The organism is Actinokineospora pegani (assembly GCF_009745975.1).
Classification (GTDB): domain Bacteria; phylum Actinomycetota; class Actinomycetes; order Mycobacteriales; family Pseudonocardiaceae; genus Actinokineospora; species Actinokineospora pegani.
This window is the reverse complement of record NZ_WHOL01000086.1, coordinates 158,119-177,768: the sequence shown is the minus strand read 5'-3', so window position 1 is coordinate 177,768 and position 19,650 is coordinate 158,119. Positions and strand designations below refer to the sequence as shown.

The window sequence follows — 19,650 nt, the reverse complement described above, 5'->3', positions numbered from 1 at the left end:
GAGGCGGGCCGGGATGATCCTGCGCAGAATCGCGCGACCCATGCTCGCTGGCATCTTCATCGTCGGGGGCATCAACGTCCTGCGCAACCCGGAGGCCCACGTCGAGGCCAGCAAGCCGTTCCTGACCGACGCCGTGGACAAGGTCGGCCCCAGCCTGCCGCAGCAGGTCCCCACCGACCCGGTGGCGCTGGTCCGGATCGACGGCGCGGTCAAGGTGGGCGCGGGCGTGCTGCTGGCGCTGGGCAAGTTCCCCCGGCTGTCGGCGCTGCTGCTGTCCGGCAGCACGGTTCCGACCACGCTGGTCGCGCACCGGTTCTGGGAGGAGAAGGACCCCGCGGTCCGCCAGCAGCAGCAGATCCACTTCTTCAAGAATTTGAGCGTGCTCGGCGGTCTGCTCCTGGCCGCCGTCGACACCGAGGGCAAGCCCTCGCTGGGGTGGCGGGCCAAGCGGGCCGGGCGCCAGGCGTCCAAGTCCGCCCAGGACCTCAGCGCCTGGACCACCGGGACGACCGACTCGGTCGGGGCGACCCTGGGCAAGGCCCCCAAGCGCGCCCGCAAGGCCGTGACGGGTGCGGCGGACGACGCCCGCAAGGCGTTCGAGGCCGCCGTCGCCGACAGCGGCAAGCAGGCGCGCAAGGCCCGCCGGGCGGTCGAGGGGGCGCCGAAGCGCGCCCGCAAGGCCCTGGAGTCCGCGCTTCCCAGCTAGAGAAGCCATGACGGCAGCGCCCCGACCGCCCCCGGTCGGGGCGCTGCTGTCACCCGACCCGGCGGCTGTCCCCGGTGGTCATGTGCCAGATCACCGCCCGCGCTCCCTGGCGGCTCCCGCCTGCGTGACTAGCCTGGGGGCATGAGCGACGCCCGCGCCTTGGTGCCGACCGACTCCGCGCTCCGCCGAGCCCTGCGCCGGGCCCGCGACGGGGTCGCCCTCGACCGCACCGAGGCCGAGGTGCTGCTGCACGCCAGGGGCGAACACCTCGACGACCTGTTCACCACCGCCTCCCGGGTGCGCGACGCCGGTCTCGAGGCGGTGGGCCGCACGGGCGTCATCACCTACTCGCGCAAGGTCTTCATCCCGCTGACCCGGCTGTGCCGCGACCGCTGCCACTACTGCACGTTCGCCACCGTGCCGCACCGGCTGCCCGCCCCCTTCCTCAGCCCGGACGAGGTGCTCGAGATCGCCCGCCAGGGCGCGGCGATGGGCTGCAAGGAGGCCCTGTTCACCCTGGGCGACCGTCCGGAGGACCGCTGGTCGGCCGCCCGCGAGTGGCTCGAGGCCGCCGGGTACCCCGACACCCTGTCCTACGTGCGCGCCATGGCGATCCGGGTGCTGGAGGAGACCGGCCTGCTGCCGCACCTCAACCCCGGCGTGCTGTCCTGGTCGGACCTGCAGCGGCTCAAGCCGGTGGCCCCCTCGATGGGCATGATGCTGGAGACCACCTCGACCGACCTGTGGGCCAAGCCGGGCGGCCCGCACCACGGCTCCCCGGACAAGGAGCCGGCGGTGCGGCTGCGGGTGCTCGAGGACGCCGGGCGCAGCGCCGTCCCGTTCACCACCGGCGTCCTCATCGGCATCGGCGAGACACTGGCCGACCGGGTGGAGTCGCTGTTCGCCATCCGGCGGGTCGCCCGCCAGTACGGCGGCGTGCAGGAGGTCATCGTCCAGAACTTCCGGGCGAAGCCGGACACCGCGATGCGCGGGATGCCCGACGCCGAGGCCGAGGAGCTGGCCGCCACCGTCGCCGTCGCCAGGGTCGTGCTGGGGCCCAGGGTCCGCATCCAGGCCCCGCCGAACCTGATCGGCGGCGAGTTCGGGCTGCTGGTGCGCGCGGGCGTCGACGACTGGGGCGGCGTGTCGCCGCTGACACCCGACCACGTCAACCCCGAGCGGCCCTGGCCGCACATCGAGGAGCTGGCCGCGCGCACCGCCGACGCCGGTTTCCGGCTGGCCGAGCGGCTGACCATCTACCCGGAGTACGTGACCAAGGGCGAGCCGTGGCTGGACCCGAGGCTGCGCCCGCACGTCGAGGCGCTCGCCGACCCGGCGACCGGTCTGGCCGTGGAGTCCGCGCCGCTGGTCGGCCGCCCGTGGCAGGAGCCGGAGGTCGCGCTCACCGCCGCCGGGCGCACCGACCTGAACACCGCCATCGACACCGAGGGCCGCACCGCCGACCGCCGCGACGACTTCGACTCCGTCTACGGCGACTGGGACGAGCTGCGCGGCAAGGTCGCCGCGGGCGCGTCGGCGGTCGGGGCCGGGGGAGCGGCCCGCCCCGAGTTCCTGGCCGCGCTGCGCCACGCCGAGTCCGACCCGGCCGGGCTGTCGGACCCCGACGCGCTCACCCTGCTCTCGGCAGGACCCGGCGCGGAGATCGAGGCGCTGGCGGCCCTGGCCGACGGGCTGCGCCGCGACGCGGTCGGCGACGAGGTGACCTACGTGGTGACCCGCAACATCAACTTCACCAACGTCTGCTACACCGGCTGCCGGTTCTGCGCGTTCGCCCAGCGCCGCACCGACGCCGACGCCTACACGCTGTCGCTGGACCAGGTCGGCCAGCGCGCCGACCAGGCGTGGTCGGTGGGCGCGACCGAGGTCTGCATGCAGGGCGGCATCCACCCGGACCTGCCCGGCACGGCGTACTTCGACATCGCCGCCGAGGTCAAGCAGCGCGCCCCCGGCCTGCACGTGCACGCGTTCTCCCCGATGGAGGTCGTCAACGGGGCGGGCCGCACCAACCTGTCCATCCGCGACTGGCTCACCGGGGCCCGCGAGGCCGGTGTGGACTCGCTGCCCGGGACCGCGGCCGAGATCCTCGACGACGACGTGCGCTGGGTGCTCACCAAGGGCAAGCTGCCCACCTCGGCGTGGATCGAGGTCGTCACCACCGCGCACGAGCTGGGCATCCCCACCACCTCGACGATGATGTACGGCCACGTCGACACCCCGGCGCACTGGGTCGCCCACCTCAAGCTGCTCGGCCGCCTACAGGACCGGACCGGTGGCTTCTCCGAGTTCGTGCTGCTGCCGTTCGTGCACACCAACGCGCCCCTGTACCTGGCGGGCATCGCCCGTCCCGGCCCCACGCACCTGGAGAACCGCGCGGTGCACGCCCTGGCCCGGATCCTGCTGCACGGCAAGATCCCCAACATCCAGACGAGCTGGGTCAAGCTCGGCGACGAGGGCGTGGTCGACGTGCTCAACGGCGGTGTCAACGACCTCGGCGGCACCCTGATGGAGGAGACCATCAGCCGCATGGCGGGCAGCGACAACGGCAGCTACAAGACCATCGCCGACCTGGAGGCCCTCGCCGCCAAGGCGGGCCGCCCCGCCCGTCAGCGCACCACGACCTACGGGCGGGTCCCCGACGAGCGCCGCGCCGCCGCCCTGGCCCACGACGGGGTCTGGCGGCCCAACACCCTGCCCCTGGTCTGAGTGACCACTATGGACTCCTAATCCAGGCGAGGTGGGCTCGGGAAGGCCTGGCCTCGCATCAGAAGTGGCTCGGTCAGGCCCCGACGAGCGGTACGACTCGTTCTCAACCGCGCCGCAGGACCCCGGCTCCAGTTTGGTCGAGGTCGACACCCGCTCCCTGGGCACCTGCGTGGTGCTCGTCCGGACCGAGACCGAGCGGACGCTCGACCGCGCCCGGGGCTGCGCACTGGCGGGCGATGTCGCCCGCCGCAACGCCACCGCGCGCGTGCCCCTCGCGGGCGGCGCCGTGTGGGAGCCCACCCCGCAGCGCCCGACCACCGTGCCCAGCGACCCGTGCGAGGTTGTCGACGACATAGTCGCCACGTTCGCGGGCTCGGCCCACAAGGGGCACGAGGCCGAACGCGGGACCAGTGTCCTCGGCCCCACCTGCCTCCCGGAGGGCCCCGCACCGATCGGCCCCTCGCCGCCCGCAAGGAGGCCACGGCCGCCGCGTGCAGCCCGTCCCGGGCCGTCCAGTACCGCCAGGGCGAGGCGTCGGCCTGGCCCGCTCAACCAGTGAGTGAGTCCGGGGGCGCCGCCGAACACGTCCCTGGGAGCGGGTCACGACAACGTCGCGCCAGCCGGGGCCAATGTGCTCGCAAGTGCCGCGGCTCCCGGGTTCCGTGTCAGCCCTGGCCCACACCCCGCTCCCCGGTGGCCGCCCAGGCCAGCAGCGCCGCGCCGACGCGACCCGCGTCCTGGCCCAGGCGCGCGCGGACGACCTCGGGCCCGCGGTGGAAGGTGAGCCTGCCGCGCAGCGCCTCGGCGACCGGGCCGACGAGCGCGTCCCCGGCCTCGGAGAGCCCGCCGCCCAGCACGATCCGCTCGGGGCCGAACAGGCTGGTGGCGGTGTGCAGGGCGATCGCCAGGGCCTCGGTCAGGTCGGACCACACCCGGGCGGCGGCCGGGTCCCCGGACAGCCGGGCGGCGATGTCGGCGGCCGTGCGGGTGACGCCGGTCAGCGAGGTGTAGCGGCGGACCAGGGCGGGGGCGGCGGCCAAGGTCTCCAGGCAGCCGGTGGCGCCGCAGCCGCAGACCTCGCCGCCGGGGTCGACCACGACGTGCCCGACCTCCCCGGCGTAGCCACCCGCGGCGAGCATCCGCCCGTCGACCATGGCCGCGGCGGCGATGCCGGTGCCGATGGCCAGGAACAGGGCGTTGTCCAGGCCCGCCGCGGCGCCCACGGTGAACTCGGCGAGGCCGCCCGCGCGCACGTCGTGCCCGATCCGCACCGGCAGGCCGGTCGCCGCGGCCAGCCGCTCGCGCAGCGGCAGCTCGCGCCAACCCAGGTTGACCGCGTCGCGGACCACCCCGGCGGTGTCGTCGACGATGCCCGGGACCACCACACCGACCCCGGCCGTGTCCTGGCCGTCGGCCAGCTCCCGGATCAGCTCGGCGATCGGCCCCACCGCGACGGCCCCGCCCTCGCGGGTGCTGGGACGGCGCTCGGCCCGCAGCGGCTCCAGGTCCGCGCCGACGAGCGCCGCCTTCACCGACGTGCCGCCGACGTCGACGGCCACCACCGTTGGCTCGTCCATCCGGCCTCCCCGATCGCGTGACGCTGCGCGTGGACCCGCTGAATACTGCGTGATCCCGCACGTGATGCCAAGTCTGCGCGACCCGGCCCGCGGGCGACACCGCGCGGGGGAGGGCAGGTGGACCGCCTCAGCGCTCCGCTCGCGGGTCGCGGCAAGATCGACGTCAACGTCCGCGCCCGGGGCAGCGCCAAGCTCGCCACCCGGGCCTTCGACCGCGTCTGCCCACCCGCGGTCTCCGCGCACCTGGCCTGCGCGTCTTCAGACCGGGCGGCACCAGTAGTTAACAAAGCAATCAGCTTGGCGCACGATCTAGTCAAGCTCTCAATTACTTGGAGGACCCATGGCTGGCGTGGACGTGCGGCGCGCGGACGACCGGTTCAAGACCGACATCTCCTGGCTGGACTCCAAGCACTCCTTCTCGTTCGGCCGCCACCAGGACGCGGCGAACACCCACCACGGCCTGCTGCTGGTCAACAACGACGACATCGTCACCCCCGGCGCGGGTTTCGAGACACACCCCCACCGCGACATGGAGATCGTCACCTGGGTCCTGCGAGGAGCGCTGGTGCATCAGGACTCCGAGGGGCACAACGGGATCATCTACCCCGGCCTGGCCCAGCGGATGAGCGCAGGCCGGGGCATCCTCCACTCGGAGAAGAACGACTCCTGGCGCGTCTCCGGCGGCCCCGAGCACGCCGAGCCTGTCCACTTCGTCCAGATGTGGGTGGTGCCGGACCAGGCTGGGGCCAAGCCGGGGTACGAGCAGGTGGAGATCGACGGCGAACTGCTCTCCGGCGGCTTGGTCCCGGTTGCCTCCGGCATGGCCAAGCACGAGGGCGCCGCGGCTATCCGGATCGGGCAGGAGCACGCTGCCCTGCACGCGGCCCGCGTCCGTCCCGGCGGGGTGGTCACGCTGCCGGAGGCGCCGTTCGTCCACGTGTTCGTGCCGGTGGGGTCGGTCGAACTGGAGGGCTCCGGTGTGCTCGGGACCGGCGACGCCGCCCGGCTCTCCGCGACCGGGGGGCAGCGGGTGACCGCGGGTCCGGAGGGCGCGGAGATCCTGGTGTGGGAGATGCACGCCGAGTTGGAGTTGTTCTAGGGCTTGGGTGGGCAGTGGTGGGGCCGGGTCTTCCACGCGGCGGTGTGGTCCTGAGTGGAGGGTGGTTGAGTCCACTCTGGTGGGTGAAAGTACTCGGTCCGATGTGTACTGCGCCATCGGCCGAGGAACTCGGCCGATGACTCGCTTCCATCCTCGATCATGAAAAGAGCCTCGCTGTGGTCTCTCTCCGCCGATTGGCTGTCACCGCCGCCCTCGCGTTGTCCGCCACCGCGCTTCCGGTCGTGGCCGCCACCCCCGCGCACGCCGACGAGCAGGCATGTCTCGCCTACCTCGAAGGCAACCTCGTCACCGGCGCCGAAGCGGAAGAGGCATGTTCCGTGGGCGCGCAAGCGAACCTGGAGGAGTGCATGATCACGCTGTTCCGCGAGGATGTGGAACCGTCGATCGTCCTGATGGCCTGCGCGACCGCGTTGCAGGAGGCCGGGGCCATCACCGACGCCTGATCTCTTCGCGCCCGCCAGGAACACCGCGGCCTTGAGTGCTTTGGCCGCGGCGAGGGCGTTGCTCGGGTGGGGGGACGAACCCGCCGGCGCCCATGGCGACCGGCGGGTTCGTCATTCCCGTTCCGTTGAGCGGTGCGGACCTAGTTGGTCACGGGGGCGTCGAGCAGGATGACCTCCGGCGAGGGCGTCGCGCAGCTCGCCTTGGTCGGCGCGCCGCCGTCGAAGACCAGGTCGGCCTCCGCGGTGCCCAGCGAGAGCTTCACGTGCGAGGAGCCGGGGTCCGGCCTCCACGGGCCCGCCGTCAGCGTGCCCTCCGGGGGCAGCGGGATCGTGATGTCCTGGCCGGAGACCAGCGTGGTCTCGGGGATCGGGAAGCTGCTGCCCAGCACGTTGCTGACCTTCGGCGAGCCGCCCTCGGCGTTGAGGTTGAGGGCGTTGACCGTGCCGCTGATCCTCTCGAAGCCCGCGCCGATCAGTTCGTCCACCGTCGCCTTCGGGATCACCAGCGCGCCGGAGGCGTTGGTGAACACGATCTGGCCGCCCTTCTTCACCGACAGCGGCGTGTTCGCGCCCACCGCGATGCCCACGTCGAACGGGCTGCCGAGGATGGTGCACTTGTAGGGCGAGTTGATGATGCCGACCTGGTTGTTGGCCTCGACCGGCTGGTAGTGGTCCATCGGCACGCCGTGGAAGGCCAGCGGCTCGCCGCCGGGCTCGCCGCCGACGGCCATCGACAGCAGGGCGTTGCCCGCCACCGGCAGGCAGACGGCCTTCACCTTGAGCCGCAGGCCCCAGTCGGCCTTGAGCGTGATGTCGACCAGCGCGCTGTCGAACTGCAGGGTGACCACGCCGTCGCTCGGCGCGGTGTACGGGCCGATGTCGTCGAACACGCCGCCGTCCTGCGGCACCCGCACGTCGAGCTTCTTGCCCATCTCGAGCGGGATGTCGGGCAGCAGCAGGCCGCCTTCCGGGGAGATGTTGATGACCGAGGGGCTGGCGTTCTTCGCGCCGATGTTCATCTCGATCAGGTTCGCGTCGACCTTGCCGATGCCCACCAGGCCCGCCAGCGTCGGCAGGAACTCGGGGAAGATCATCCCGCCCTTGCCCTGGGTCAGGTAGAACTGCTGGCCGGGGCGCAGTTGGGTGGGCGCCACGCCCTGGATGTCCACGGTGGTGGGCAGGTCCAGCACCTTGATGTCGCCGAACTCGGGCAGGGTGATCGCACAGCTGATCGGGAGTGCGAACCGCCCCGAGTCCGCGCCGATCGGTGGCACCTCGTCAACCGGGATGGCCTGGGCCGCGGGCATGATCGCCCAGGTGCCCGCCGCCACCCCCGCCGCGACGGCGGCGGCCGCGACAGCCTTGCGCAGCCCGCTGCGGGACCGTCCTCGTATTCCGGACATTCGTTGTCCTCCGACTTGTGAGAGCCCAACAATGATGACAAGCGAATCTGGCAGGTCAGGGAAAGGGATAAGGACGATAGGAACGCTACGATACCTATCTAGTTCCGGACAAGCCGGACGTCGATTTACAGATAAACTGGCCAGCCTTTGGGCGCCGCTCGGCGCGCGTTTGCTCGGCTCGTGACAAGCCGGGTGGCGGTAGGCTGGAGCGGTGAGCTCCGCACCCACGCCGACCTTCGACGACCTGCCGGACGACGGGGGGCCCCTGCCCAGCGGCAGGCACCGCCTAGACCCGGAGCAGGTCCGCGCCTCCCAACGCGGCCGACTGCTGCGCGCGGCGCTGTGGACGGCGGCGAACAAGGGCTACCCCGAGATGACGATCGGGGACCTCGTGGAGCGGGCGAGCGTGTCCCGCCGCACCTTCTACGAGCACTTCACCGGCAAGCTGGACTGCTTCCTGGCCGCGATCGACTACGGCGTGGCCGATGTCGTCAAAGCGGTGGGCAGCGCGGAGTCCGCTGTCTCCGGCCAGGACTGGCGGGTGCGGCTGCGCTCGGGTCTGCGCGCCTACCTCAAGGTGCTGGCCTCGGCGCCGGAGGCGAGCTGGGCGGTGCACATCGAGACGCTGCGCGCGGGCTCGGAGACCCTCGACCAGGTCATCGCCAGCCGCGAGCAGTTCGTCCTGCTCTTCCGCGCCACCCACGCCGTGGCCAAGGCCCAGGGCAGCCCCGTCGCCGAGGTGTCCGACGAACTCCTGCACGTGCTCATCGGCGGCATGGGCGACAGCATCCGCGCCTGTCTGCGCGCCAAGGGCGCGGCCGCCCTGCCCGAATTGGAGGACGTCTTCGTGGAGGCCACCCTCCGCGTTTACGGCGTCCCGTCAGAGTCCGTGGGCGGTCCTGCCGAAATCTGACAAAAGCACGCGCTCAGCGGTGTGACGGAAATCCGCCGGGGGATTATTCCGCATTCTTCTGACGGTCGTCACTTTTGTCCGTTTCGGCCGCGGGCTTGGCGGGCAGGAACACCACACCGGAATCCAGGTCCAACGGCCCGCGCGGCTCGGCCAACTGCCCGCTGCCACCCTCCTCCTCGGTCACCTTGCGCAGCTTCTGCCCGGGGATCAGTTCGCCGAAGGTCGCCATGCCCCCGATGCTAAGCGCTCCGGCCTCTTGCTCCCACCCTCCGGCCCCAGTGGCAGTGGTCCGCGCGGCTGCTGCCAGCGGTCAGGTTCGAGGCAATGCCACGACCAAGGGAAGGATCGATGGGAAGAGCACACCGCAGGACTGGGTTCGCCACCGCCAGGAAGGCGGCGGGACACACGCGGGAGAGCCTGGCCGCGGCGCTGGGGGTCGACCGGACCACGGTCTCCACCTGGGAGTCGGGGGAGGCGATCCGGCGCAGTCGGGAGGAGTGGCTGCGGATGCGGTCTCCCGAGGGGGTTCGGGGGCGGGAGTTGTCGGAGTTGGCGGCGTGGTTGTACCCGGAGGAGGTCAGGGCTCCTGGGGGGCACGTGCTCGCCGGGCCCGGGTGGCTGTGGGATGAGCCGGTGCCGCTGGACGAGGTGCGATTGCGGTGGGTGGAGGCGGCGCAGCCGGGGGCGTTGGAGGTCGAGCACCTCGTCCCGTTGACCGATCTCGGGGTGCCCTACCGCGGGTACAGCCGGGCGGTGCGGGACGTGGTGCGGCCGCGGTTGATGGAGAACCGACCGAGCTACCGGTTGACCGAGGTGGGGCCGGGTGCCTCGTTCGGGTTCGGGATGACCGCGTTCTTCTCGGTGTTCGACGTGAAGCAGGCGGTGGCGCACGAGTTCAAGGCGGCGTGGGCCGCGGGTGGGCGGGAAGCGCCCGGGTGGGACGAGCTGCCGGTGCGGCGGTCGATCGGGATGCCGTTCGACCCGGCGGCCCTGTTGATGTCGCCGGGGATCTCGACGTTGACCATCCGGCGGGGGAGGCGGGGGGAACACACCTTCGTGCTGCACGAGCGCGACAGCGCCAAGGTGGCAGACGGGGGTGGGTTGGCGCATGTGCTGCCCGCGGGGGAGTTCCAGCCCGCCACCGCCGACCCCCGTGCGGACCTGTCGCTGTGGAACACGATCATGCGGGAGTTCTCCGAGGAGTTCCTCGGCGACCCGGAGCACGACGGCGTCGACCCGGTCGACTACACCCGGCCTCCCTTCACGCGGTTCGAGGCGGCCAAGCGACGTGGGCGGTTCCGGGTCTCCCACTACGGGCTCGTGATGGAGCCGCTGGAGCTCGGCGCGGGCCAGCTCACTGTCGCGGTGGTCGACGGGGACACGTTCGACGTGTTGTTCGCGGACCGGGTGGCTGTCAATGACGAGGGCGCGGTGGGGCGGGATGTCCCCTTCACCGACGAAGCCGTTCGGCGGCTCGAGCCGAGGTTGTCCGGGAGCGCGCTCACGTTGCTGCGGTTGGCGTTGCGGGATCGGCGGTCGCTCGTGTGAGAGGAACGGTGGACAGCCCGGCGGTGCGGGGGTAGCTTGCTAAGCGCTTGCTTAGTGCACAGACGTCGTCGATGATCTGGGAGGATCTTGTGGCTCAGGCCCGTACCGCCATCGTGACCGGGGCCGCGCGCGGCATCGGCGCCGCCGTGGCCAAGCGGCTCGCCAAGGACGGGTTCGCGGTCGCGGTGATCGACCTGGACGCGGCGAGCACCCAGGAGACTGTCGCGGCCATCGAGGCCGAGGGCGGCAAGGCGATCGGCGTGGGGGCCGACGTCAGCGACGCCGAGCAGGTCGCCGCGGCGGTGGCCGAGGTGGCCGAGAAGCTCGGGCCGCCGACCGTGCTGGTGAACAACGCGGGCGTGCTGCGCGACAACCTGCTGTTCAAGATGACCGACAGCGACTGGGACACGGTCATCAACGTGCACCTGCGAGGCTCGTTCCTGATGACCCGCGAGGTGCAGAAGCACCAGACCGAGCAGAAGTACGGCCGGATCGTGAACCTGTCCAGCACCTCCGCGCTGGGCAACCGCGGCCAGGCCAACTACTCCGCGGCCAAGGCGGGCCTGCAGGGCTTCACCAAGACGCTGGCGATCGAGCTGGGCAAGTTCGGTGTCACCGCCAACGCGATCGCCCCCGGGTTCATCGCCACCGACATGACCGCGGCGACCGCCGAGCGGGTCGGCGCGTCGTTCGAGGACTTCAAGAAGGGCGCCGCGGCGATGATCCCGGTCGGCCGGGTCGGCACGCCGGAGGACATCGCCGCCACCGCGTCGTTCCTGGTCTCGGAGGAGGCCGGGTTCGTCTCCGGCCAGGTCATCTACGTCGCGGGCGGGCCACGGGACTAAGCAGAGCACTGGGCCGAGGGGAACACTGTGCACATTTTCGACGGACCCGACTCCATCCCGGCCGCGGTCGGGACGCACCTGGGCCACGGCGACTGGGTGGAGATCACCCAGGAGCGGGTGGACCGGTTCGCCGACGCCACCGGCGACCACCAGTGGATCCACACCGATGTCGACAAGGCCGCGCGGGGCCCGTTCGGCGGCACCGTCGCCCACGGCTACCTGACGCTGTCGCTGCTGCCCATGCTCGGGGCCACGGTCTACCGCTTCGAGAACTTCCTCATGGGCGTCAACTACGGCCTCAACAAGGTCCGCTTCCCCCAGCCGGTGCGGGTGGGGGCGCGGGTGCGCATGGGCTCGGAGGTCGTCGAGGTCAAGCCCGGCGCCCAGGGCATCCAGGTCGTGCTGCGCAACACCATCGAGATCGAGGGCGCGGACAAGCCCGCCTGCGTCGCCGAGGCCGTGGTGCTGCTGGTGCCCAAGCCGGGGGACACCGCGTGAGCGCGCCCGCCACGCCCGAGCAGGTCCGCGGCCTCGTCGCGGACCTGCTCGCCGCGCACGACCCCGCGACCACCGACCGCCTGGCGTTCCTGCGCGCCCGCTGGGCCGCGGGTCTGGCCTGGGTCAACTTCCCGGTCGGCCTCGGCGGTCTCGGCGCGCCCCGCGCGCTGCAGCAGGTCGTCGACGCCGAGCTGGCGGCCGCGGGCGCCCCGGACAACGACCCGCGGCGCATCGGCATCGGCCTGGGCATGGCGGCGCCGACCATCCTCACCTTCGGCTCCGACGAGGTGAAGCAGCGCTTCCTGCGTCCGCTGTGGACCGGGGAGGAGGTGTGGTGCCAGCTGTTCTCCGAGCCGGGCGCGGGCTCCGACCTCGCCGCCCTGGGCACCCGCGCCCGCCGCGACGGCGACGACTGGGTGGTCACCGGGCAGAAGGTGTGGACCTCGCAGGCGCAGACCGCGCGGTGGGCCATCCTGGTCACCCGCACCGACCCGGACGTGCCCAAGCACGCGGGCATGACCTACTTCCTGTGCGACATGCACGCCCCCGGCGTCGAGGTCCGCCCGCTGCGCCAGGTCACCGGCGAGGCCGAGTTCAACGAGGTCTTCCTGACCGACGTGCGCATCCCCGACGCGCACCGGCTCGGCGCGGTCGGCGAGGGCTGGAAGGTCGCCCAGACCACCCTGATGAACGAGCGGGTCGCCATCGGCGGCCGGGCCACCCCGCGCGAGGGCGGCATGATCGGCGTCGTCGCCGACACCTGGCGCGCCCGGCCCGAGCTGCACACCCCCGAGGCGCTCGACCGGCTCACGGCGCTGTGGGTGGAGTCCGAGGCCCTGCGGCTGGCGGGCGCCCGCCAGCGCCAGCAGCTCGCCGCGGGCTCGGTGGGCCCCGAGGGCTCGGCGATGAAGCTCGCCTTCGCCCGCCTGGCCCAGGAGCTGTCCGGGTTCGAGGTGGAACTGCTCGGCGAGGACGGGCTGCGCTACAGCGACTGGACCATGGTGCGCCCGGAGATCGTCGACTTCACCGGCCGCGACGCCGGGTACCGATACCTGCGCGCCAAGGGCAACTCCATCGAGGGCGGCACCTCGGAGATCCTGCGCAACATCATCGCCGAGCGCGTCCTGGGCCTGCCCTCGGAGCCCCGGGTGGACAAGGACGTGGCGTGGAAGGACCTGCCCCGATGAGCGAGCCCGACCTGCTCTACACCGACGTCGAGGAGGAGTTGCGCGCCAGCGTGCGCTCCCTGCTCGCCGACCGCGCCGACGCCGCCGAGGTGCTCGGCCGGGTGGAGTCCGCCCAGCCGCTCGACCTGGACCTGTGGCGCACGCTGGCCGTCGAGGTCGGCGCGACGTCGCTGCCCGTGCCCGAGGCGCTGGGCGGGCAGGGCGCGAGCTGGCGGGAGACCGCCGTCGTCGCCGAGGAGCTGGGCCGGTCCGTCGCGCCGGTGCCGTTCCTGGGCAGCGCGGTGCTCGCCTCGGCGACGCTGCTGCACCTGCTCGGGCAGGGCGCCGACGCCAACGCCGAGGCGCTGCTGTCCCGGCTCGCCGAGGGCGCCGCGACCGCCGTGCTGGCCGTGCCGCTCTCCGCCTTCCCCGGCAGCCCGCTGGCCCCGGTGTCCGACCACGGCGGCGCGCTGTCCGGGTCGATCCGCTCGGTGGCCGACGCGACCGCCGCCGACGTGCTGATCGTGCCCGCGGGCACGGTCCTGCACCTGGTCGAGGCGGCCACCGCGACCGTCAAGCCGGTCGTCTCGCTCGACCTGACCCGCCCGGTGTCCGACATCGAGCTGACGGCGTCGCCGTCGGTCGCGCTGGCGGGCGACGGGGCGGCCGCCGTCCGCGCGGCGCTGCTCGTCGGCGCCGGGGTGCTGGCCTCGGAGCAGGTGGGCGTCGCCGAGTGGTGCCTGACCACGACCGTGGCCTACCTCAAGGAGCGCTACCAGTTCGGCCGCCCGGTCGGCTCGTTCCAGGCGCTCAAGCACCGCCTCGCCGACCTGTGGCAGCGCGTCGCCCTGGCCAGGGCGGCTGCCCGGGCCGCTGCGGACGCGCTCGCCACGGGCGCGCGGGACCTGGAGATCACCGTGCGGGTGGCGCAGGCGCTGTGCGCGCAGACGGCCGTGCACGCGGCCGAGGAGGCGTTGCAGCTCCACGGCGGCATCGGCATGACCTGGGAGCACCCGGTGCACCTGTACCTCAAGCGTGCCAAGGCCGACGAGATCGCCCTCGGCACGCCGGGGCGGCACCGGGCGGCGCTGGCCCCGCTGGTGGGCCTCACCGCATGACCGACCCGGTCGACCTGTGGCCCGACGTGCGGCCCGACGCCGCCAAGCGGCTGATGGCCTCGGCGGTCGACGCCTTCGCCGAGCGGGGCTTCCACGCCACGACGACCAGGGACATCGCGACGGCGGCGGGCATGTCGCCCGCAGCCCTGTACGTGCACTTCCCGTCGAAGGCCGCGGTGCTGTTCGCGATCAGCCGCAGCGGCCACGAGCGGGCGCTGGCGATGGTGAGCGCGGCCGCGGCCGGGCCCGGCGACCCGGCCGCGCGCGTGCGCGACCTGGTGGCCGGGTTCACCACCTGGCACGCCACCCGGCACCGGGTGGCCCGGATCGTGCAGTACGAGCTGCACGCCCTGCGCCCGGCCGACTTCGAGGTCGTCGCCGACCTGCGCAGGCGCACCGAGCGGACCGTGCGCGACCTGATCGCCGAGGGGGTCGCCGACGGCCTGTTCACCGTCGCCGACATCCCCACGGCCGCCCGCGCGATCCTGTCGCTGTGCGTCGACGTGGCCCGCTGGTACACCCCGGGGGCCAAGCCGGGACCCGAGGAGCTGGGCAGGCGCTACGCCGAGCTGGTCGCGGCCATGCTCGGCGCGCGCTGAGCCCCCGGCCCGGGGTCAGCCCTGGATGAGGCCGATCCGGTTGCCCTCGGCGTCGGCCACGGTGGCGACGGTGGTGTTCTCGGCGACCTGGTTGGGCTCGGACACGACCGTCCCGCCCGCCTCGACCGCCGCGGCCACGGCCTTGGCCACGTCGTCGACCCCGAAGAACGGGGTGGGGCCGGTCAGCCCGGCGGCGTGCCCGTTCGGGTCGAGGCCGATCTCCAGGCCGTTGACGGTGAAGCCCACGTAGTAGGGCGACTCGGTGTGCGGGTCGGCGCCCAGCAGCGTCCGGTGGAACGCCGTCGCCGCGGCGGCGTCGCGGACGGGGATGACGAGGGACTGGATACCTGCGGTCACTGTGCTGCTCCTGTCGTGTCAAGGTGTTCATTGGTCAGACACGGGTGGACGGGGGTTTGTGACAGTGTGCTCCGACTTTTTCGAACCGCACCGGTCGAGGCTGGTCGCGGTGGCCACGCGCGTGCTCGGCTCACCCGCCGACGCCGAGGACGCGGTGCAGGAGGCCTGGCTGCGGGCCGGGGCGGCCGACCGGTCCGAGGTGCGCAACACCGAGGCCTGGCTGACCACGATCGTGTCCCGCGTCTGCCTCAACACCCTGCGCTCCCGCGCACCGCTCGACGCCGACGAGCCGCCGGACCGCCCCGACGACGCGGACGGCCCCGAGGCCCAGGCCGTGCGCACTGACGTCGTCGGGCAGGCGCTCGACGTGGTGCTGGACGCCCTGGCCCCGGCCGAGCGGGTCGCGTTCGTCCTGCACGACCTGTTCGGCGTCCCCTTCGACGACATCGCCACCGTGCTCGACCGCACCCCGGCCGCCACCCGCCAGTTGGCCAGCCGCGGCCGCCGCCGGGCCCGCGCCGCCGACCCGGAGCCCAACCCCGACCTGGCCCGCCGCCGCGAGGTCGTCGCGGCCTTCTTCGCCGCCTCCCGCGAGGGCGACCTGTCCCGCCTGCTGTCGGTGCTCGACCCGGACGTGGTCGTCCGCCCCGACGCCGCGGCCCTGGAGATGGGCTCGCCCGCGATGGCGGGCGCGGACACCGTCGCCCGGTTCTTCGACGGCGGCGCCGCCGCTGCCCGCCAGATGCTCATCGATGGCACGCCGGGCGCGGTCTGGTCGCACCGGGGCAAGGTCATGGTCGCCTTCGAGTTCACCGTCCGCGAGGGCCGGGTGGTCGCCATCGACCTGCACGGCGACCCGGCCCTGCTCGACGCGCTCGACCTGGACCGGCACTGAGCGCCAGGAGGGGGCCCAGTCGACTCGGTGGTCTTCGCCACCGGTCTGTCCGTTCGAGTGGGTCGTGCGTCGGTGGCGGCCTCGCGGGGGCGGGAGTGGACGGTCGAGCCGGGACACGCCGGTCGCCCGCCGCCCTGCGCCTGTCCTGAGCCCCGGCAGCCCGGGCTCAGGACAGGCGCAGGGCGGCGACCGCGGCCTCCGGGCCGAGGACCTCGAGGATGCGGTGCATGGAGGCAGGCGCGTTGTCCAGCACCAGGTGACAGCCCGCGGGCAGGGTCGCGGCCGCGTTGAGCAGGGCGATCACGCCGGAGACGTCGATGAAGTCGAGGCTGGCCAGATCCAGGTGGACGTCGCCGGTGGCGTGGGCGCACAGGACGTGGAGGAGGGCCTCGAAGTCGGGTCGGGTGGAGAGGTCCGCGTGCCCGGGGAGGCGGTTGTGCACGGGCGGTCGCGCGTCCCCGGGTTCAGCGATGGCGGCCACCGCCCCGGGCTGGGGGCCACCAACAGCAGCGCACGGCGTTGCCCTCCCAGCGGCGTCGGGTCTGAGTGGGTGGGAGCCTACGCGCGCCCGACGCCGCCGGTGCAGGGGTCGAAAGTCCCCCAAGCTCAGCCCAGCGGCAGGCTCAGGTCGTAGACGGTCTCGCCGCCGATCGAGACCTGGGTGAAGGTGGCCTCCACCCACGAGGAGATCGAGCCGCCACCGCCACCCCGGCCACCGGGGACGTAGTAGCGGACCTGGCCGTCGGCGACGTGGCGCTGGAACTCGGCCAGGGTGGGGGCCGGGTCGCCGCCGTTGAAGCCGCCGATGGCGATGACCGGTCGGCCGCTGGCCAGTTGCAGGCTGCCCGCGCCCATCGAGCCGTTGCTCGCCGCCGCCCACGTGCCCGTGGTCTCCCGCAAGGCGCGCACCAGTTCCGCGTTGGCCTGGCCGCCCGCGCCGCCGCCGAACCCGCCGCCCGTCTGGGACGACACCGGCCCGGAGGCCGGGATGGACCCGCTGTGCCCGGTCGCGGCCGTGGCCACCGCGTACGCCGACATCGCGCCGAACCCGGCCAGCAGCGCCGCCAGCGCCACCGCCACCGCCGCGCGGGCGAACCGGTGCACGCCCATGGTGATCGCCGTCGCGGCGCCCACGCCGAGCGACGCCACGGTCCAGCGCAGCCACGGCAGCCACTCCGGCACCCGGTTCAGCAGGACGAAACCCCAGCCCGCCGTCACCGCGACCAGCGCGCCGAGCACGATCCGCGCGGCCAGGTTGTCCCGGCCCCGCCACAGTTCCACCGCGCCGATGCCGACCAGCCCGGCGATGCCCGGGGCCAACGCCACCGCGTAGTACGGGTGAACAGTGCCTTGCATAAAGGAGAACACCACCGCGGTCACGACCGTCCAGCCGCCCCACAGCAGCAGACCCGCGCGGGTGCGGTCGGTGCGCGGTGCTCGGCGGGTGAACCACAGGCCCGCGACCAGTGCGATCAGCGCGGCGGGCAGCAGCCACGACACCTCGGCGCCGAACGAAGTGTTGACCATGCGGCCGAGCCCCGTCTCGCCGCCGAAGCCGGTGTTCCCGCCGCCCATCCCGCCGCCGTTGCCCTGGCCGCCGAACACGCGGCCGAGTCCGTTGTAGCCCAGCGCCAGGTCCAACTCGGTGTTGTCGGTGGAACCGCCGATGTAGGGCCGCGACGACGCGGGCCACAAGTCGACCACCACGACGAACCAGCCCGCCGACACCACCAGCGCCACCACCGCGCTCAGCAGGTGCAGCACCCGTTTGCCCAGGCCTGTCGGCGCGGCCATCAGGTACACCAGCCCGAACGCGGGCAGCACCAGGAACGCCTGCAACGTCTTCGCCAGGAACGCGAACCCCACCGCCACACCCGCCAGCGCCAGCCACCGCCACGACGCCGTCTCCGTGGCGCGCACGGTGAAGTACGCGCCGAACACCATCAGGAACACCAGCAGCGCGTCGGGGTTGTTGAACTTGAACATCAGCACGGCCACCGGCGTCAGCGCCAGCGCGGCGCCCGCGAGCAGCGCGGCCACCGGGCCGGACCAGCGGCGGACAGCGCTGTGCAGCAGCCACACCGAGCCGATCCCGCACAGCGCCTGCGGCAGCAGCATGCTGAACGAGGAGAAGCCGAACAGCCTCCCGGACAACCCCATCAGCCACAGCGACGCGGGCGGCTTGTCCACTGTGATCACGTTGCCCGCGTCCAGCGAGCCGAAGAACAGCGCCTTCCACGACTGGGTGCCCGCCTGTGCGGCGGCGGCGTAGAAGTCGTTGGCCCACCCGGAAGCGGACAGGTTCCACAGGTACAGCGCGCCGGTCAGCACCAGCAGCGCGATCAGCGACGGCCGCTCCCACCGCGCCCGGCCCGCCGGGGCGGCGGTGGGCGCGGAGGGGGCCGCGGGCAAGGTCTGCGTGATAGTCACCGAACGGTCTCCACACTCGTCTCCTCGAGGACGGACCGGTCTTCGGCACGGCGGAACACCCAGCCGCGCAGCAGCAGGAAGCGCAGGATGGTCGCGCCGAGGTTGGCCGCCACCAGCACGACGACCTCGGTGCCCCGGCTGGGCGCGCCGAGCCCGTGCAGCACCGCCAGCGACCCGCTGGTCAGGCCGAGGCCCAGGGCGAACACGAGCAGCCCCTGGAACTGGTGCTTGGCCGCGCCGCCGGACCCGCGCACGCCGAAGGTGAGCCGCCGGTTGGCCGCGGTGTTGGCCACGGCGGTCACCAGCAGCGCGGCGAAGTTGGCCGCCTGCGCGCCGATCCCGCCGCGCAGCACCACGTACAGCGCCAGGTAGGCCAGGGTGCTGGCGACACCGACCGCGCCGAAGCGCGCCAGTTGGCGCAGCAGCCTGGGCGGCACCCCCGGCGGGTCCACGTTGATGGCGCCGCGGGCGAGCTGTTCGCGCAGCCGGGCGATCGGGATAGCGCCGGTGGCCAGCCCGCGCGCGACCCTGGCGATGCCGCGCAGGTCGGCCAGGGCGGTGGCGACGACCTCGACGCGGCTGTCCGGGTCGTCCACCCAGTCCACGGGCACCTCGTGGATGCGCAGGCCCGCGCGCTGGGCCAGGACGAGCAGTTCGGTGTCGAAGAACCAGCCGGTGTCGGCCACGTGCGGCAGCAGCGCGCGCGCCACGTCCGACCGGATCGCCTTGAACCCGCACTGCGCGTCGGAGAACCGCACGCGCAGGGTGCCGCGCAGGATGATGTTGTAGGAGCGGGAGATGATCTCGCGCTTGGGTCCGCGCGCCACCCGCGCGCCGCGCGCCAGCCGCGAGCCGATCGCCACGTCGGAGTGCCCCGAGATCAGCGGGGCCACCAGGGGCGAGAGCGCGGCCAGGTCGGTCGACAGGTCCACGTCCATGTAGGCCAGCACCTCGGCGTCGGAGCCGAGCCAGGTGGTGTGCAGCGCCCGGCCCCGGCCCTTCTGCTCCAGCCGCACCGACCGCACCTCCGGCAGCTCCTCGGCCAGCGCGTCGGCGACCTCGGCGGTGCGGTCGGTGGAGGCGTTGTCCGCCACCGTGATCCGGAACCGGTAGGGGAACCGCGCCTTGAGGTGGGCGTGCAGCCGCCGCACGCACGGTTCCAGGTCGACCTCCTCGTTGTGCACGGGCACGACCACATCGAGGACGGGGGCCGGTCCGGTGACCCGCACGGGAGCGCGCGGCGATACCTGCCGCGTGGGGAGAGCCGAAGTCGCTGTCATGACGATGAGCCTGCGGTCGGGCGCTGGG

Annotated in this window: 19 protein-coding genes and 1 pseudogene; 13 read left to right on the top strand and 7 right to left on the bottom strand. The window is 73.1% G+C overall.

Going from position 1 to position 19,650, the window contains the following annotated elements:
- Positions 1-13: 13 nt before the first annotated feature.
- The 3 genes and pseudogenes from GCL84_RS14820 to GCL84_RS14810 form a co-directional block, all read left to right on the top strand.
- A pseudogene (locus tag GCL84_RS14820) lies at positions 14-490 on the top strand (DoxX family protein); the annotation flags it as partial.
- 357 nt (positions 491-847) lie between these two features.
- Positions 848-3,430 carry a bifunctional FO biosynthesis protein CofGH gene (locus GCL84_RS14815; RefSeq protein WP_156756037.1) on the top strand — a complete coding sequence of 861 codons (2,583 nt, stop codon included), beginning with the start codon at positions 848-850 and terminating at the stop codon, positions 3,428-3,430.
- Between the two features lie 64 nt (positions 3,431-3,494).
- Complete coding sequence (locus GCL84_RS14810) at positions 3,495-3,989, top strand: hypothetical protein (protein WP_156756036.1); 495 nt, start codon at positions 3,495-3,497, stop codon at positions 3,987-3,989.
- 106 nt (positions 3,990-4,095) lie between these two features.
- Here GCL84_RS14810 and GCL84_RS14805 read toward each other — a convergent pair whose 3' ends face one another.
- Entirely contained in the window at positions 4,096-5,007 is a 912-nt protein-coding gene (locus GCL84_RS14805) for an ROK family protein (protein ID WP_156756035.1), read from the bottom strand.
- Positions 5,008-5,347: 340 nt separating this feature from the next.
- Between GCL84_RS14805 and GCL84_RS14800 the strand changes: the two genes are divergently transcribed.
- A complete protein-coding gene (locus GCL84_RS14800; protein WP_156756034.1) occupies positions 5,348-6,106 on the top strand; it encodes a pirin family protein in 759 nt (252 codons plus the stop codon).
- A 176-nt stretch (positions 6,107-6,282) separates the two neighbouring features.
- On the top strand, positions 6,283-6,570 hold the full coding sequence (locus GCL84_RS14795; RefSeq protein WP_156756033.1) for a hypothetical protein: 288 nt from the start codon (positions 6,283-6,285) through the stop codon (positions 6,568-6,570).
- Between the two features lie 140 nt (positions 6,571-6,710).
- On the opposite strand, the gene GCL84_RS14790 is transcribed toward GCL84_RS14795, so the two are convergent.
- The gene (locus tag GCL84_RS14790) at positions 6,711-7,973 is read right to left on the bottom strand and encodes a hypothetical protein (RefSeq protein ID WP_156756032.1); all 1,263 of its coding nucleotides are present in this window, start codon (positions 7,971-7,973) and stop codon (positions 6,711-6,713) included.
- 211 nt (positions 7,974-8,184) lie between these two features.
- Here GCL84_RS14790 and GCL84_RS14785 point away from each other — a divergent pair, with 211 nt between their 5' ends.
- Positions 8,185-8,886, top strand: coding sequence for a TetR/AcrR family transcriptional regulator (locus GCL84_RS14785; protein ID WP_156756031.1), 702 nt, complete (start codon positions 8,185-8,187; stop codon positions 8,884-8,886).
- A gap of 43 nt (positions 8,887-8,929) precedes the next feature.
- Here the strand turns inward: GCL84_RS14785 and GCL84_RS14780 are convergent, their stop codons facing one another.
- Positions 8,930-9,115 carry a hypothetical protein gene (locus GCL84_RS14780; protein ID WP_156756030.1) on the bottom strand — a complete coding sequence of 62 codons (186 nt, stop codon included), beginning with the start codon at positions 9,113-9,115 and terminating at the stop codon, positions 8,930-8,932.
- A gap of 119 nt (positions 9,116-9,234) precedes the next feature.
- Between GCL84_RS14780 and GCL84_RS14775 the strand changes: the two genes are divergently transcribed.
- The 6 genes from GCL84_RS14775 (at position 9,235) to GCL84_RS14750 (ending at position 14,660) form a co-directional block, all read left to right on the top strand.
- Positions 9,235-10,434 carry a helix-turn-helix domain-containing protein gene (locus tag GCL84_RS14775; protein ID WP_156756029.1) on the top strand — a complete coding sequence of 400 codons (1,200 nt, stop codon included), beginning with the start codon at positions 9,235-9,237 and terminating at the stop codon, positions 10,432-10,434.
- An 89-nt stretch (positions 10,435-10,523) separates the two neighbouring features.
- Positions 10,524-11,279 carry a 3-oxoacyl-ACP reductase FabG gene (gene fabG / locus GCL84_RS14770; RefSeq protein WP_235926258.1) on the top strand — a complete coding sequence of 252 codons (756 nt, stop codon included), beginning with the start codon at positions 10,524-10,526 and terminating at the stop codon, positions 11,277-11,279.
- Positions 11,280-11,306: 27 nt separating this feature from the next.
- Entirely contained in the window at positions 11,307-11,777 is a 471-nt protein-coding gene (locus GCL84_RS14765) for a MaoC family dehydratase (protein WP_156756027.1), read from the top strand.
- Positions 11,774-12,964, top strand: coding sequence for an acyl-CoA dehydrogenase family protein (locus GCL84_RS14760; RefSeq protein ID WP_156756026.1), 1,191 nt, complete (start codon positions 11,774-11,776; stop codon positions 12,962-12,964). The genes GCL84_RS14765 and GCL84_RS14760 overlap by 4 nt, the downstream gene beginning before the upstream one ends.
- A complete protein-coding gene (locus GCL84_RS14755; protein WP_156756025.1) occupies positions 12,961-14,061 on the top strand; it encodes an acyl-CoA dehydrogenase family protein in 1,101 nt (366 codons plus the stop codon). The genes GCL84_RS14760 and GCL84_RS14755 overlap by 4 nt, the downstream gene beginning before the upstream one ends.
- A complete protein-coding gene (locus tag GCL84_RS14750) occupies positions 14,058-14,660 on the top strand; it encodes a TetR/AcrR family transcriptional regulator (protein ID WP_156756024.1) in 603 nt (200 codons plus the stop codon). The genes GCL84_RS14755 and GCL84_RS14750 overlap by 4 nt, the downstream gene beginning before the upstream one ends.
- Positions 14,661-14,675: 15 nt before the next feature.
- Here GCL84_RS14750 and GCL84_RS14745 read toward each other — a convergent pair whose 3' ends face one another.
- Entirely contained in the window at positions 14,676-15,017 is a 342-nt protein-coding gene (locus tag GCL84_RS14745) for a VOC family protein (protein ID WP_156756023.1), read from the bottom strand.
- Position 15,018: 1 nt separating this feature from the next.
- Between GCL84_RS14745 and GCL84_RS14740 the strand changes: the two genes are divergently transcribed.
- On the top strand, positions 15,019-15,912 hold the full coding sequence (locus GCL84_RS14740) for a sigma-70 family RNA polymerase sigma factor (RefSeq protein ID WP_328618776.1): 894 nt from the start codon (positions 15,019-15,021) through the stop codon (positions 15,910-15,912).
- Between the two features lie 166 nt (positions 15,913-16,078).
- Here GCL84_RS14740 and GCL84_RS29290 read toward each other — a convergent pair whose 3' ends face one another.
- The 3 genes from GCL84_RS29290 to GCL84_RS14725 form a co-directional block, all read right to left on the bottom strand.
- Complete coding sequence (locus tag GCL84_RS29290; protein WP_197523250.1) at positions 16,079-16,393, bottom strand: STAS domain-containing protein; 315 nt, start codon at positions 16,391-16,393, stop codon at positions 16,079-16,081.
- A gap of 125 nt (positions 16,394-16,518) precedes the next feature.
- Positions 16,519-18,342: an ArnT family glycosyltransferase gene (locus GCL84_RS14730; protein WP_407924392.1), complete on the bottom strand. Its 1,824-nt coding sequence runs from the start codon at positions 18,340-18,342 to the stop codon at positions 16,519-16,521.
- A complete protein-coding gene (locus GCL84_RS14725) occupies positions 18,339-19,622 on the bottom strand; it encodes a bifunctional glycosyltransferase family 2/GtrA family protein (protein ID WP_156756020.1) in 1,284 nt (427 codons plus the stop codon). Before GCL84_RS14725 ends, GCL84_RS14730 begins: the two co-directional genes overlap by 4 nt.
- Between the last annotated feature and the right edge of the window lie 28 nt (positions 19,623-19,650).